At 60.7% G+C, this 15,700-nt stretch carries 9 protein-coding genes and 2 pseudogenes; 3 read left to right on the top strand and 8 right to left on the bottom strand.

Annotated features, from left to right (window positions below):
- Positions 1-261: 261 nt before the first annotated feature.
- Together AB4Z48_RS35025 and AB4Z48_RS35020 are read right to left on the bottom strand one after the other, a co-directional pair.
- Complete coding sequence (locus AB4Z48_RS35025; protein ID WP_441622579.1) at positions 262-570, bottom strand: hypothetical protein; 309 nt, start codon at positions 568-570, stop codon at positions 262-264.
- Positions 567-1,190 (bottom strand): DUF6884 domain-containing protein, encoded by a 624-nt coding sequence (locus AB4Z48_RS35020; RefSeq protein ID WP_441622577.1) that lies wholly within the window; start codon positions 1,188-1,190, stop codon positions 567-569. The genes AB4Z48_RS35025 and AB4Z48_RS35020 overlap by 4 nt, the downstream gene beginning before the upstream one ends.
- A 1,369-nt stretch (positions 1,191-2,559) precedes the next feature.
- On the opposite strand from AB4Z48_RS35020, the gene AB4Z48_RS35015 reads away from it, so the two are divergent.
- Positions 2,560-3,489: a hypothetical protein gene (locus AB4Z48_RS35015; protein ID WP_441622575.1), complete on the top strand. Its 930-nt coding sequence runs from the start codon at positions 2,560-2,562 to the stop codon at positions 3,487-3,489.
- Between the two features lie 318 nt (positions 3,490-3,807).
- Entirely contained in the window at positions 3,808-4,305 is a 498-nt protein-coding gene (locus tag AB4Z48_RS35010; protein WP_441622573.1) for a response regulator, read from the top strand.
- A gap of 332 nt (positions 4,306-4,637) precedes the next feature.
- On the opposite strand, the gene AB4Z48_RS35005 is transcribed toward AB4Z48_RS35010, so the two are convergent.
- The 3 genes from AB4Z48_RS35005 to AB4Z48_RS34995 form a co-directional block, all read right to left on the bottom strand.
- Entirely contained in the window at positions 4,638-6,914 is a 2,277-nt protein-coding gene (locus tag AB4Z48_RS35005) for a catalase (protein WP_441622572.1), read from the bottom strand.
- A 1,643-nt stretch (positions 6,915-8,557) separates the two neighbouring features.
- A complete protein-coding gene (locus tag AB4Z48_RS35000) occupies positions 8,558-9,679 on the bottom strand; it encodes a sensor histidine kinase (RefSeq protein WP_441622585.1) in 1,122 nt (373 codons plus the stop codon).
- Positions 9,680-9,724: 45 nt separating this feature from the next.
- Complete coding sequence (locus AB4Z48_RS34995) at positions 9,725-10,408, bottom strand: Crp/Fnr family transcriptional regulator (protein WP_441622583.1); 684 nt, start codon at positions 10,406-10,408, stop codon at positions 9,725-9,727.
- A gap of 342 nt (positions 10,409-10,750) precedes the next feature.
- Between AB4Z48_RS34995 and AB4Z48_RS34990 the strand changes: the two are divergent.
- Positions 10,751-11,281, top strand: a pseudogene (locus AB4Z48_RS34990) (transposase); the annotation flags it as partial.
- Positions 11,282-12,322: 1,041 nt separating this feature from the next.
- Here AB4Z48_RS34990 and AB4Z48_RS34985 read toward each other — a convergent pair.
- From AB4Z48_RS34985 to AB4Z48_RS34975, 3 genes and pseudogenes are all read right to left on the bottom strand, one after another.
- Positions 12,323-13,454 (bottom strand): annotated as a pseudogene (locus AB4Z48_RS34985) (IS110 family transposase).
- A 166-nt stretch (positions 13,455-13,620) separates the two neighbouring features.
- Positions 13,621-15,018 carry an ISKra4 family transposase gene (locus AB4Z48_RS34980; RefSeq protein WP_441622570.1) on the bottom strand — a complete coding sequence of 466 codons (1,398 nt, stop codon included), beginning with the start codon at positions 15,016-15,018 and terminating at the stop codon, positions 13,621-13,623.
- Between the two features lie 36 nt (positions 15,019-15,054).
- Positions 15,055-15,657: a plasmid pRiA4b ORF-3 family protein gene (locus AB4Z48_RS34975; RefSeq protein WP_441622568.1), complete on the bottom strand. Its 603-nt coding sequence runs from the start codon at positions 15,655-15,657 to the stop codon at positions 15,055-15,057.
- Between the last annotated feature and the right edge of the window lie 43 nt (positions 15,658-15,700).

Genomic DNA, 15,700 nt, shown 5'->3' with positions numbered 1-15,700 from the left:
CCCGAAACCTCGAATCCTTCATCCATGGCCAGGCGACAGATTCGCCGTCAAACACCCAAGGTGGGAGCCCGGTGCCTGAATTGGGCACGCCGGGATCTGTGCGGGGGGTGTCCAGCAATGGGCATTCCTACCGCGATATTCCGCTTTCCCCACACCCCTGCCGCCTCTTCGAGGCGGACACAGCCTTCAGGTTAGCGGGGTGGAACCAGGCGGACAGATGCTCGCCGCCGTGTGGCTCTGGAGAGAAGGTCGCCACCGTGCTCATGCGCGATGCCGATTGCGCTTGAGGCGTGCATAGCGCAGATAGCGGGCATCGAGCATCTCTTCTATCACGTGCTGGCGGTCTCGGTCCTCAGGGTCGGGGGCGCACTCCAGCAGGTTTGTGTCTGCACAGAAACGCATGATCTCCAACAGCAACGCTTCGCGCCGCGGCGGCGGGAAATGCAGGCGTCTGGCTTTGGTCCAGTAGCGGTAGCCGGCATGGGTGAGGGCAAGCAGGGCGCCGGGCGTGCCATCGAGGTTGGCAGCGAGGGCCTTGGCTTCCAGCTGCAGGGGGATGGTGATAGTCATTGGTTCGGCTGGAGGCTGTTCAGGGCAATCCAACGGGAAACGATGTGCGCGCGGTTTCCCGTTCCCTCCTCGACATCGGCTTCGGCGGTCAGGCCACTGGGTCCTTGGAAAAGGGTCCGGATGGTTGCCCAACCGGGCACAATGCCCGGCAGGTGACGGTAGACGTGAATGACGCGCTCGCCCACCGTGAACGGCCCAGCGCGGCGGAAGTAGGGCACCCCGTTGGGAAAGCGCCCGATCTCTTCGGTAAGTTCATTGGCTAGGCTGTCCAGATACTGGCCGAGCTGGGAGCGCTGCATCCCGATGCCGCCGCTGGTTTCCATGATCGTAGGCGCGCTGCCAGCACCAACCTTACGGGCCCACCGCTCTACGGCTGCGCGCATCACCCGACGATAGTGCATGCCGCCGGCGAGAAAAACCGGGCCGAGCTGGTCGGGCCACGCCGCATCGGCCATCGCCGTCGACAGGTCCGAGAGCATGGTCTTCGCGAGACCTGCGGTCATGCGGGCATCGTAGAGGACAATCTCCGCGTCCGGCTGGATGAAGCCATGCTGCGCCGAGAGGATGATGACCTGGGGCTGCGCATCGGCTCGCACGTGGGCGCGGAACGTTTCATACATGACGCCATGAGGACCAACGCGCGAACCGGCATACGAGCAACGGCCGTGTGGGCAATTTCATCAAAGAGGATGAGTTGGAAGGGGGGCGCTGACAGCAGTGACCTACGTGGTGAACATGGATCCAATCTGCAGGGGCCTGCCGGAAGTCAAGGCCGCGCCTCCCGACGATGTCATATGTCCCGGCCAGCCTGCTTTGCGCTCCGCGCGCCGACGAGCGAGGCCTTGACGCCATGATGGGTACCCACATCGTGGTTTTGGGTGACCTCGCATATCGCGCGGGAAGACCGGGCTGGATGGGGGCTGCGGCGTCACAAACATAGTCGTCCGCGCTCCTCTCGCGGTAACCCGTGGGTCAGTAGCACAAGGGCATCGCAGCATCAAACTATTGCATTCGTTTGCACTGGCGTGAGATCGGGCGTTCGCAGATATAATTTCACTTTCGTGAAATAACGATGGAGTCGCTCTTTTACATGCCCTATTTTTTGAGCTGCACATGCCAAGACCTCTGCCAGATTCAACCTTGCCCTCCCGTGCCACGATCAAGATGTGCTCCGATCTCGGGGATAGAGTGCGCGCGACTCGCGCTCCCACGGTCTACCAATCGATCAGGCCGCCCGAACGTGCGGGGCGTCCGTGGGAATGCCGTCGAAGTTGGAAAACGGAAAGGGCGTTCACCTTGACTATGCCCTGCGCGCTTTGGTCCAATAGCGAATCCAAACATGCACGCATCATCCGGGCTCTGCTGAATCGTGGTGAGACATTCATGATTAACCATGTCCCAGCTTGCTTCACCTCCGAGCGACCCTGACGTTACATAGGGATTCCGAGTCATCTTTTCTTGACAGCCTACAACGGACGAATCGACGACAGGTTGGACCGACAGCATGACAGCTCGATGAATCGAGTGGCATACGCAAACTGCAATGCCGCTGTCCGGATGGAGCCATGCTGAGCGGTTAAGCATTCTGGCCCGAGCTCAGCGCGTTCGTAGGCCGGTTGTAGGTGTGCAGTCCCATCTCGTCGCTCGCCCCGGATTTGATGCAGGCTGGATTGAGAAAAGAATTGACCGGATTTGAAGGTCCTTGTAGGCGATTCAGGGGGCCGCTCCAGATACGGACGTACCGACACCTTGCCATTCAGGAGGGGATAACTGGCAAGAATGTGGATATTTCTACCGAACTTGCAGGAATGACCTGCCTGCGCGGCGCGACGAGCGTGCATTGAAACCTAGGGCACTCGGCACTGGGCCAGTTCAAAGACGAGACTCATCGTTGGCATAATTTTTGCGAAAGGCATTTTGAGGAAGTCAATCGCAGAGCTTGCGTGCCTGCCCACCTCGCCCACCTCGTTTCCCGAACCGGAGTCAATCATGACATCCCATTTTCTCGACGGCCCGGAGCAAGTGACGGAACCCGATTCAACCGCTTCGGGCGTCGCGTGGGGGGCAGTTTTAGCCGGCGGAAGTGCTGCGGCAGCAATCTCGCTGATTCTCCTCATTCTGGGAGTTGGTCTTGGACTTTCCGCCGCGTCCCCATGGGCTGGCAACGGTGCCAGCGCGAACACGTTGGGCGCCTCAACCATAGCTTGGCTCGTTTTTACTCAGCTTGCCGCAGCCGGAATCGGCGGCTATCTGGCAGGCCGTCTCCGCGTGAAATGGGCCTCAGTGCATACGGACGAAGTTTATTTTCGGGATACCGCGCATGGTTTTTTGGCGTGGGCGGTCGCYTCCCTGGCTACGGCAGCGTTCCTCACTGCGACGATCGGATCCATCCTGGTTGGTGCGACCGCGCCCGTCACGGCTGGGCTCCTGGCGAGCGCGCGATCGGTCGCAGCCTCGCCCGACCCGTCCCAGCAGCGCACCGCTTCCGGTGCTTACTTTGGGGATATGTTGTGGCGCTCCGACCAACCTTTAACAAGCACTGCCGAATCCGTACCCCGCGCCGAAATGACTGCCATTTTCTTGCACGATGTTCGATCGGGTGGGCTAACGCCCGAGGACAAGCTGTATGCGTCGAGGCAGGTGGCGCGGTTCACAGGGTTGAGCGACGTGGACGCTGAGAAACGTGTATTGGACACATATAGCAGGCTCGACAAAGCAATCAAGACTGAAGAAGCTGCTGCTGCGCAGCGGGCAGACATGGCGCGCAAGGCTACAGCACATGGAAGTCTATGGTTTTTCGTAGCCTTGCTTTGCGGTGCATTCTTTGCCAGCCTTTGCGCAACCTTTGGTGGTGCTCGGCGCGACCATATGGTCGTCTCGCAACGCGCAATGAGCGAACCTGCAGTCAGACCTGCTTAGGAGTACACGATGCGCTCGCTTCTTCTTCTTATGCTTGGGGTACCTATTCCGATCATCATCTTGATCGCGTTGTTTGCGCACTAGTACAACATTCCGGAAATAGGATTGGGAAAAAGCGCAATGGACCACTGGCAACTGGCATACCTCGGCATGCGGCAGAATTCCACGCGAACCCAGTGCAATGGATACGCCGGCCGAACGCGAAAAAACGGGCATGCTCACGATGGATCCTGCCGCCGACGAGCCGGACCGAGGGGCCGACGGTTCCGCAACTATTGAGGGGACGTCGTTCCCCCGGCGGCGCATCGCCATCACAAAATGCGATTCCTCATAGTACCTACGCGCCCACACCCGCGCCCCCTTGCGCTGCACCGCACAATCGAAAAGGGACCTCTTCTGGGACCGCGCTTGCATTTAATAGTGCCTTGGGGGTCTGGGGTTATGAAAATACTGATTGCGGACGATAATGCGTCAGAGCGCGAGCCACTAGGCGCGTTGGCTGCGTTTTTGGGACACGAAGTGGTTGTCTGCGGGGACGGGACGGAGGTGATAACCGCTGTCGCATGGTTCTGGCCGGACTTAATCATTCTCGACGTGGAGATGCCTGGAATGGATGGAATCTCAGCGGCTCGGCGCCTGGGGGAGCTTTATCCAACTGCCAGATGGCGCCTCGTCGCGTACACCGGACAAAGATCACTAGCGCAGCGCGAAGCTACAATAGCAGCGGGCTTTACTGAGCATTTCTGCAAGCCCGACGACCTGGCAAAGATCGAGCGTCTCATGAAAGATGGCGCGCGCGTTGGCACAGCGTCCTAGGTCCTCCTACGTTTATACGACATCGGAGGGTAGAGAAGCGAGCGCGCCGCGCCGAACTCACTCGCGGTATTCGTTGAGTTAATCTGGTCTGGCTCATCTGATACCACGGGGCCTTCCTCACAACTGGTCAGCACCGCCTCGCGCAATGGGAAAGCCCGCATCGAACGTCCCACGGCGGCGGCGTGGAGGCGGGCGGCTAGCCACGCCCGCCAGAACGGTGACCACTGCGGAGCCCCACTGCTGCCAGCAACGCGGCGCGACTGAACGGGCGTCGCTCAGGTGAGGCGAGATGGCAGCACCGGGGGTCCCGCCTCGCGCATTGCGCCCACCACTCAGGCCATCACCCGCGCGGCGTCCGCGCGCGCCCACCAGCGATGCTCGCCCACGGCCTCTAGGAATGCATCGAGCTGGGCGCCCCCATCGTTTTTGCCGATTACCACGCCCGGCCCGGCAAAGCCGCCGTCGATCCCGGCCGCGCGAGCGGCGGCCGCAATCAGCAAGGTGCCGGTGCCGCCTGCGCCGATCGGCTTGTAGTGCTTATAGGCCTCGCAGATGAAGAGCAGGGCGGCGGGGTCGGCCTGCAACGCGTCGACGTCTCCCTCCGGCACGTACACCGCGTCGAACAGCACCGAACCCACGGACGACAGCGCGTGGTCGACCGGCACCACCTTGCCTTGCGCGGAAGTCACGCCGCCAGCGCGCGGGCCAATCACCTTGGCGGATGCCCCGGCATCCTCGGCCCGGGCTTTGAACGCGGCTACCGCCGCGCCGCTCACGCCGTCCGCAACCAGCACGGCAATCTTTCGGCCACGGATATTGCCCTTCGGCTGCGACGCCAGGCTCAACGCTGGCGAAGCCGCCAGGCCGTAATCGTCGATCTCGACCGGCTTGCCCACAGGCTCCACGTTTATGCCGAGCTTGCTCGCCACGCCGGCGGCAAGCTCGGCCGCGATATGGGCCAGTTGGCCAACCACACGGGCACGGATGTCGGGGATCTCCACCTTGGAGAGTTCGAAGGTGTAGGCATCGACAATCTGACTTTTTTCCGTATCCGTCTGGCTGCGCCAGAACAGGTTGGCTTGCGAGAAGTGATCGGAGAATGTGTCGCTGCGCCGGCGCACCTTGGCCGCACCCTCCGCGGCCTTTTCAGCGTAACTCAGGTGTGCATCTGCGTTGCCCGCCAGGAACGGGCAACCGCCGCCCACGCTGTTGGGTTGATAGCTGGAGCGACCTCCCACCACCGTCTGACGCATCAAACCGTCGCGCTGGTTGTTGTGGACCGGGGCCAGTGCCCGGTTGATCGGCAGCTCATGGAAATTTGGGCCGCCCAGCCGCGTGAGCTGCGTGTCCAGGTAGGAAAACAGCCGCCCCTGCAACAGCGGATCATTAGTAAAATCCAGCCCCGGCACCAGGTGCCCGGGGTGAAAAGCCACCTGCTCGGTCTCCGCGAAGAAGTTGTCCGGGTTGCGGTTCAGTACCATCTTGCCCACACGGCGCACCGGCACCAGTTCTTCGGGAATCAGCTTAGTCGGGTCGAGCAAGTCGAAGCCGAACTTGTGCTCGTCCTCCTCGGGCACCAGTTGCACGCCGAATTCATACTCTGGGAACGCGCCGTTCTCAATCGATTCCCACAGGTCGCGGCGGTGGAAGTCCGGGTCCTTGCCGTTGATTTTGAGGGCCTCGTCCCACACCAGCGAATGCGCGCCCAGCACCGGCTTCCAGTGAAATTTGACGAAGGTGGCACTCCCCTTGGCATTGATCAGGCGGAAGGTGTGCACGCCAAAGCCTTCCATGGTGGCGAAGCTGCGCGGCAGCGCGCGGCCTGACATGGTCCACAGCACCATATGCATTGATTCCGGCWKCAGCGACACGAAGTCCCAGAATGTCTYGTGCGCCGACGCYGCCTGCGGGATCTCGTTGTGCGGCTCGGGTTTCACCGCATGGACGAAGTCGGGAAACTTGATGGCGTCCTGGATAAAGAACACCGGCATATTGTTGCCGACCAGATCGCAATTGCCTTGCCGCGTGTAGAACTTGACGGCGAAGCCGCGCACGTCACGCGCAAGATCCGCCGACCCGCGTGAGCCCGCCACGGTGGAGAAGCGTACGAACACTGGCGTCTGGGCTCCCTCACACTGCAGGAAGTCGGCAGTGGTGAATTCCGCCAGCGACTCATACAACTCGAAGTAGCCATGCGCGGCGGCGCCCCGCGCGTGGACCACGCGCTCCGGGATGCGCTCGTGATCAAAGTGAGTGATCTTCTCGCGCAGCAGGAAGTCTTCGAGGAGTGTGGGGCCACGCGCCCCCAGGTGAAGCGAGTTATCGTCCTCGCCAATGGGCATGCCCTGGTTGGTGGTCAGCACGCGGTCCTCGTTCGAGACGAGATTGCCGACTGTATCGGTGCCCAATACCGTAGGCCGGGGAGCGAGACGCTCTGTCACGGCGCGGTCGTATGCGGCATCCGCCCCGGTGGCCGCCCGGCTGACGGTCTGTGTCTTATCGCTGGTGGTTGCTCCAGTGACGGTTGGCGGCGCGGTTTCGTTGGGCGCGGGTTTGGGCTTGTTAGCTGCGCTGTTGGCAGGCTTCTTGGGGGCTGGCGTCTTTGGCATGGCGGATCCGGGAGAAGTTTCGGCAAGAACGAGCTGCAAGGACCGATCCAAGGCAGATTGCGCGCCAAGGACGAATCGGCGCAAATCGATATGCGCACGCGCGCTCCAGCCAATCCTCACTGTGCTAGAACCTGTGTCCAAACGGGGCTGGCTATCGCTCGGGTAACGTGGCCCCGGTACGACGCATTTCTACAAGACAGTGGTAGATATTGCCGCCGAATATTGCACAGCGGCGGTTGGTGCCCTGCGTTAAGGGACTCTCAGACTAGCGCCTGTTCCAGTAGGCGCATCATGCATTTATGTCCCAGATCCTAATGAAAGATCGGGAACTCCGTCTTTTCGTTTAGAAAGCGTGCCCGCATTTCGCGATGCCTGACTCAGCTTCCTGCCAACTTTCCCCGTCATCAAAGCGCCCATCAACTCCTTTTGTACGGTTGGCATAGAATCTGCGGCTGGCTGGGCGTTCGCCGACACAAGGCGTTTCAACGCCATTGCAGAGTGAGTGGCGGTTCTTCGCCGCGAGTTGCCGCGGGCGGCGTTGCGTGGGGAACCGCGCAAAGCGCGGGAAGCAGAGGAAGCAAAGCACCAGGCCGAAGCGCTGTCAAGTGTGCAAGACGCGATTGCGGCGCGCTTCGGCAAGGGCTCTTCGGTGCGGGTTCAGACAGATCCTCAAAAACTGCCGCAAAAATCCGACGTTAGAGCCGCAGCGGGGATGGCACCCGATTCGATATCTGGGCGCCGGATCGCCGAACGACGGGATTGTCGCTAGCATGCCGCCGGGCTCAGTTGGCGTTCCTCCGAATGGACACTAGAGCTGGGAAAGGGTGCGGTGAAGAATGCGTCGATGAGGGGGATGTTCAGAATCAAAACGGGGGGAGGGATACAACTGATTTGGTGGCTCCACGATAGTCGTCCGAGATTGGCCGACATACCGCCGGCTTTGCGTATCTACCGACTTGAGGAGAAAGGTTTTTTTCACCTGAGAAGGAGCAGGTGGGGGCGCCGTCCTGAATGACCGAGAGAGCGCTCCTATGCTCTTATGCGCCGTTGTGCCGATCGCATATTGTATCGGCCACGCGTTTCACGCAGCCATGTTTTGCTTGCACAGCGAAGGTAATACGCCGGTTCCCGGTAAGCGGTACACTGACCACGTCTAACTCATTCGCAGGACTCGTGCGGTATTCGTACTAGGGGGCCGGAAATTTGATGCTCTGATCATGCGGACTTGGAAGCTTCAGGGCGCGCTCTAGGCCTAATATTGCCCTGTTGTTCAGAGCAATGGGGCCCGCGCTGGCCACCCCGCCCCGTGCGTCCGGGGGCTGGTTATACTTGCTGACAAGAGGCGTCTCGCGCTGGCGAGGTGCGCCATCCTGAGGGAGCCCACGATGGAAGAGCACGACGCCACGCCACCCGCACCGGCTAACGATCAGAACGCGATGCCCGCCGATCGGCCCGCGTCGCTTGAGCACACGCGCGAGGCTATTCGCATCTTCGCGGGGCTAGCTCCCGATTTCCAAGGTAGGCGTTCACCAACGCAACAGGCAATAACTCTTCGCAGCTACGCAAGCATTCCCTCATGATTTTCAAGATCCACTTAGCAAGGTACCTGATCCAGTGCACTCCCGTGCAATGCAACATGACCGTTACTCGCAGCGAGGCAAGCGGACAGCAAATACCGTTTCTTCTTGGTCGGACCGTGCTGTTATCTCGCCACCATGAGCTCGGGCAATCTCGCGCGCGATGTACAGGCCTAGTCCAAGGCTGCCATCGGCGGGTTGGCTGCTCTCATGCTCGGGGGCCCGCTTTAGAGGGTCAAAGAGCTGAGCCAGGGTCGATTGCTCGATGGCTCGCCCACTATTCCTGACCTCGAAGCGAACTTCCCGCTCGTCTCCGGCCACAACTACTCGTACAGGCTCGTCCGGCGCTCCGTACTTGATTGCATTCACCACCAGATTGCCGAGCAACTGCTGCAGACGTCGACCATCCCAAACACCCTGCGTGTCGCCCTTCACCTCCAGATTGATCCCGTGGCCCGGATGCGCAGCGCGTAACTGAGTTAACTCTTCGGCGAACAAGTTCGCCAAGTCGACTTTGTCCGAACCAAGATTGATACGTAGACCCAACGATGTTCGATTGAAATCAAGTAAATCGTCCAGGAGCGCCTTCAGGCGAGCACCGCTCTTGATCAGCCGCTGAGCGGCACCGGATACGTTCTCTCCAGCTTCCACACTCGCAAGATAGACCGCAGTCAACTGGATGATATGCAGGGGGCTTCGCATGTCATGGCCCAGCATTCCCAAAAACAGGTTGCGAGCCTGGTCCACTTGCGCAGTAAAAAGACCGATCGATTCTGCCAGCGCCTGATCGATGGCCTCATTGAATCGGATCATGTCATCGAGATCAGGTGAGTCAGGCTGACAATTGTCGATCCATAGACGAAGAACGCTGGCGCGCAGAGCCCGGTACTCAGCCGCCAGTTGGTTGATGTCGAAGCCGCTTCGCAAGCGAAGATGGGCATGCGTCTGTGCGGCGGTTTCTGCGGCGTCGATCAATTGGAGGGCTAGGCCCCTCGACTTTTCTGCCTGGGCTATCCTGGTCTGGAAAGTAGACAAATCCTTTGCGACTGCCCGCAGAATTTGCTCGGCGTGGTCGCGTAGTGCCGGCGGATTCATAGTCGCCGAAGCCGGCAATTGCGTACTCGCAAACGCTTCCCACTGCGCCAGGATGGTCTCCATGTCGTGGAGAATGAACTCAGCCAGTCGCAGTTTTGCCATGGAAATCCGAAGTGGTTCGTTGCCGATGTGACATGCTCAAATCGCTCGTAAGTCGGGCAACAGACGATCACATTCTTGCTTCACGACGGCATAACATTCGCACACACGCTGCTCCAACCCAGGCCTGTCGAGTACTTCGATATGCCCATGACGGTAGCGAATCAGGCCGGCGCTCTGTAGTTTCAGCGCCGCCTCTGTCACGCCAGATCTTCGCACGCCCAGCATGTTGGCGATTAACTCCTGCGTCATGCGCAGTTCGTTGGACGGCAAGCGGTCCATGCTCAGCAATAGCCAACGGCAAAGTTGCTGGTCGATTGAATGATGCCGATTGCAAACAGCGGTCTGTGCCATTTGCGTGATCAGCGACTGCGTATAGCGAAGCAGTAGTCGCTGCATTGGGCCACCTCGATTGAATTCTTGCTTCATGGCGGCGCCGCTTAACTTATAGGCGCGGCCAGCGCTCTGTACAATCGCACGGCTCGGCGTGGTTTCGCCTCCCATGAAAAGGGCAACACCCACGATGCCTTCATTACCGACGATCGCAATTTCGGCTGATGCGCCGTCTTCCATGACGTAGAGGAGAGAGATGATCGACGTGGTTGGGAAGTACACATGATCGAGGCGGTCTCCAGACTCGTAGATAACGTGGCCTAGTGGCAAATCTACCGCGGCCAGTAGCGGAGTTAGGCGAGCCCACTCCACTTCGGGCAAAACGGACAGGAGGTGATTTTCCCTAGGGTTTCAAGCGCATGCATGCGTCGGCCTCACTGCTCGTGTTATGCCCCTTGCTGCACTTTTTGGCAGCAGATGACGGGTTGGCACCGCAATCTAAATATACGCCCACTGACGCACGACCAGAAAGGGATCTTTACCAAGATGCCAGGACACGGCAGAATTCATCCAACCTATCTGCCCTTGGCGCGGCCGCGGTATCACCGCTGCCTGCAGCATCCAGGGCACGCGGTGTGGCTTGGCTAGTAAAACAGGTTTCCGGGCCTCTTCGATGGCTGCGGCAGGACGCAGTCGTTTTCGTCACTTTTTGCAGGGAAAACAAGGGAGCCCCGCTCGCTGCGACTCGCTGACGAACCACTCGCCGAACTCACCATGCTGTGAGGCTTCGACGACGATCTGGCTGCCCAAATCACCCAAACCAGTAACCGCATTCGCGGCCTGCTCACCCAGATCCATCCGCACTGGAACGGACCTCGCATGGACCATCCGGCCGTGCTCGATCTGCTCGAGCGCTACCCGTTGCCCGCCGAGCTTGCCGCGACCAGCGAGAAGACGCTCGCCAGCCGCCTAACCATGCTAGCGCGCGTAGGCAGCCACCATCGTCATGCCGCGCCTGGCCCTGCAGCTCGTCGCCTCACGCAAACAACGCGACGAGGTCGCCAGCGAAGTCGAACGCCTGGTACAGGCACACCCTCGCTGGCCGGTCCTGACCAGCATGCCGGAAGTCGGCGTCAGGACCGCCGCCAGACTCCTCACTGAGGTCGCGAAGCCTTCGCTTCAGCCGCGCATCTTGCCGCCTATGCCGGTCTCGCCCCGGTCACCCGCCGCTCAGGCTCGTCCATCCGCGGCGAACATCCGACCATAGCGAACCCCTCGGGCCGCCTCGCGCGAAAGGCCACTTCCTTGTCGACCACCAGCTCGTTCGTCCGCTCATCGAGCACGCAAAGCAAGGTGGGGCTCGCCGCCGTAGCCGGCAATGCTCACTGCAAATTGCCCTCGTTCGGCGCCTCCGCCGTTTGCCTGGTGCCCGCGTGCTTACGACAGCAGGCTTTCGTAGGGGATGTGCAGGCCATCGTGCAAGCGCTTGACCATGCACAGGCTGAGCTTGCGCTTGCGGATCAGTACCTCAGACACGCGGCCACTGGAGCCAATCCCGCGACGATGTAGCGCTATACGGGCGGTATCAGGCTGCCATGAGGCCGCTGCTCGGTTTGCCGACGCCGGCGGCAGCGAACTTGCCACCATGCGCGCGCCCTCAATAGCTGCCGCCGATCATTGCCGGCGCAAACGTGCCGGAGTTCCCTATGCAACATTCCGTTGAGTATCGCGGCTTCGAAATCTGGATTGACATGGTTGGAAGTTCCCAGGACATATTCGAGGCCTGGTACCGCCTGCGCAGTTCGTAACCGTCCGCTGAAGGCCGTGTAGACGCGTAAGGTGAATGTATCCAGAGTAGTCACCATCAGAATTTGGTGGGGACTACTTTGGAGTCTGTGGCAAAACGGGGCGGTCGCCTGCACGGGAGCCGCAATCACCCGATTGAACTCAAACGCAGGCTGGCAGAAGCTGCGTGCGTGCCAGGCGTTGTTTCTGTTTCAAAGCTGATATGACTCCCCGTGTCAATCGAGATTGGTTTGGTTCGGTTTCACAGTTCCATGTTGTTCCTCACCCAATTTCCTGAGGGCGACGTAGCAGTAAGTCTCGACGGTGGATCACGCTGATATCCGCGGGTTGGCTACCGCATTACAGAGGTCCGCCCAATGAGCCTGCCCGCTATCTAGCGCCGCAAGTCGGATGAAATCCATTGCTTAGCTTTTTCGCGGGTTGCTCGTGTGCCGGGCTACGCCGCCTTCAGGAAACTGGTCTCACAGTAGTGACAGATAGATTGATACCGGCGCTGGGTTACGTTGTCTGTGCCTCGTTCGGTACGGCAAGCGACATCGCGAGCTGGCTGATATCCCAGATGAACCCGCTCAGTTCGCGGGCCACCGCGACCACCGCAATGTTCGGGTTCTTGCCACGTGCGGCAAGTCTCCGATAGCGCCGACACAGTCGAACCTGGGCGTCCCAGGACCGATCAACGATGGCCTTGGGGATGCCTTCGTGCCGGCGCTGGATCTCGGGGCTCACACGTGCCGGGTGCCGGTAACTCCAGGCAGCCTCGACGAGCAGCTTTCTGGCGTAGCTGTTGCCAGTCTTGGTGATGCTGCCCTGTCGTCGCTTCTCACCGGACGAGTGTTCGGCGGGCGTCACACCGAGCCAGGCCATTAGTTGGCGTGGATGCGCAAAGCGTGAGAGATCACCCAATTCGGCAAGGATGCCTATCGCTGTGGTGAACTGCACCCCGCGCATGGCCTGCAGGCCCCGTACGGCCGGGTAGAAGCGCCAGTTGGCCACCGCCTCGCGCAGGGCCGCTTCGAGACGGCTGCATTGCGCGAGCCGGTCCTCGATAGCACGTCGATATTCGTCAAAGGCAAGTTGCTGCCAGTCGCTATCGAACGCAAATGCGCTTATCCAGCGCCGGTGTGCTGGCCCCCAGTCAGCTCTGCCGGTGTAGCGGACACCGTGCGAAAGCAGAAAGGCCTTCAGCCGTTGGCGGGCGCGCTTCAGATCGTCCTTGGCGCTGACCCAGGCACGTGACAGATCCCGGAATGCTTCGTCTTCGACGCTGGGCACGTACACGGCCGAGAGGTCACCGGCGCGCAGCGATCGCACGAGCTTGACCGCATCGCGCCGATCGGTCTTGACGCGCTCGCCGGGCTTCTTCGGGATCAGCGACGGCGCGCACACCATGCACTCGAATCCCTTCCCTGCAAGCTGCCGATAAAGGCCATAGCCGCAAGGGGCCTGCCTCGTAGACGATGCGGATCCGGCGCGATTTAGACTGCAGGCGCTTGCACAGGCGATCGATATCGGCCTTCGACGTACCGATCTTGCCAAGCAGTTCGACCTCGGCCATGCCGAGTGCATAAGCAACGGTGATCGAATCCTTATGGACGTCTAAACCGACATACAAAGTGCTATCGTGTTCCATGCTGGCCTCCGCGCTGGAAATCGCCGGGTGTGGCACTGTCCACACCATGCGGCTCTGGCAGTCATGCTAACCCGCGTTTGATTCCTCACGGCGGGCCAGCCTTTGCCTCCAGGGGAGTCATACTGACTAGCGCTGGAACACGAGAGCGCGCGAAATCGGGGGCTGACTAAGCGGCAAGGCGGTGGTCTTCTTCTCCGGCGATGGAGGGATACCAGCGTTCAACGTAAGAACATAGCTGGTTATTGAGCACCGCGGTCCGGATTTGCAGTAGTTTGTGCGTGTGCCGAGGCCGCCAGGCCATCTGCTGCCGTTTGACGAACCGCTTGCTGATCACCTGGTTGACGGCTGACTCGACAAAACCTGAGGCAATGGGCTTGCCATGTCGATAGCGGTCACCGTAGTTCACGATGAAGTGCCGGTTGTTGTCCAAGTAGACAATGAACTCCTCGAGCTTGCCAAGGAGTTTGGCCTCCTCGGGGCTGGCCTCAGCGTCCAGATCCCAGCCCAGGCTTTCCAGTCGGCGCAACGCCGGATAGGGGCAGCCGTGCCACAGGTGCCACTTGGAGCTATGCAGCGCCTTGATCAATTCCGCGTTGCTGGGGCCGTCGCTGTGGGCCGGCCGGCCCTTGATCATCTGTGCGAGGTTCTGTACCCGCATGGCGATGTGGAACCAATCGAGAACGTACTCACCGCGGTCACCAAAACCGAGCTGGGCAAACCGTACGGTATCCCCGCCGTCCGACAGAAAGGTCACCGGCTGACTGGGTTGCACACCCTCACGAAGAAGGAAATTCCACATACGATCGGCCGGTCGGCGCTCCAGTTTATGCACGTAGGCAAAACTATGCCCGCCATCCTGATCCCGCAGGGACTTTCCGACGATCACTTCAAACCAGCCATCCTGGCGGCGCCGGTGGCCGGCCCGCCGAAGGTAGCCGCCGTCAATGCCGACCGCGCGGATCGGACTGGGCTCCGGGATCTCGGACGAACCGACGCTCGCGGTCACCTCCGCCTGCTGCCGGGCGTCGGTGGCCTGTTCCGCTTCCAGCCGGCGACCGAGCGTGGTGACCTGGCGCCGGATTGAGGTGGCTGCCAGTACATGATCGAGCGGCAATACCTCTTGAAGGACGTTGACGGTCAGACCATACGACATCAACGCCGCAAACTTGACCTCGAGATACTGCAGTTCTGGACTGACCCGCTCAGGCAGACAGCGGGCGACCGGGCTGAAGCTACCTGCGTCGCCCTGGCACCGCCGGCAGGGATACAGCCTCGGACTGTCAATCGACAGTCGCCCGAACGCGCTCCGGAAAACCAAGTAATGGTGGCCCTTGCAAGCCAGCTGCGCCCCGCACGTGGGACAAACGCTGGTCCGGGCAACTGCCTCCGCAACCTGTGCCGTGACCATCGTGCGCTGCAGCCGACCCAGCAATGATTTCGCCTCCTCCAGATGCAGGCCCAGCGAGCCCACATCAAGGCCATCTCTCTCGAGCTGGGCTATTTCGGTGACGGTGGCTGGCGCGCCTCCATCGTCCTGCACTACGAGTAGCAAGCTGATACGCATGGCCGCCGTCCTCCCTTGGAGGCTGCGGCGACCAGTCTACCCCTCGAGCTGTCGCAACCGATCATTGACGGTCTGACGGTCAAAGCGACGATCCAGCCAAGTCAGCCACCGGTCGACCGCGTCGCGTAGGTCTTCCAACACGATAGGCCCTTCGCGCAGCGACTCGATCCAATCGACGAACTCATATTCACTGTGTTCGCCCCTGGCCTCCAGATACCTCTCGATCCCGCCAATGTCCTCGGGCGGACATGGCCCGCAACCCGCCACGCAACGGGGCAGCCGACCAGGATGTTCCCGCAGCATACGCCGCTCCATCCGTATCTCGTGGCGCCACCACGCGTTGAAGTCATACACATAGACGAAGCCTTCGTGTTCGCGGAGATGAAACGCGGTCAGCGGCAGTTCGTTTGCCACTGTGCAGAACTGCAAGATGCCCTCATGAGCTTCGCCGTAACGTCTGCCACGAATGCTGAACTCGTGCAGATGTTCGTCGGCCCAGCCCATGACGACTTGGATGACATTTCGCCCGAGGGTCAAGTGCTCGGGAACGAGGACGCGCCGCCAAACCGGCGGGCTCAGGCCGCGCAGAGCAATTCGAAGTTGAAGGACGGAGATCGCCGGCCCAGGATCGGAAGCCATGCGCGCATTGTAGGTGCCTCATTGGCCTCTCGGCAGCGGTCCT

Source organism: Cupriavidus sp. 2TAF22, from assembly GCF_052115045.1.
Lineage (GTDB): Bacteria > Pseudomonadota > Gammaproteobacteria > Burkholderiales > Burkholderiaceae > Cupriavidus.
Note: the sequence above shows the minus strand (reverse complement) of the source record. Positions and strands in the feature narration are given on the sequence as shown.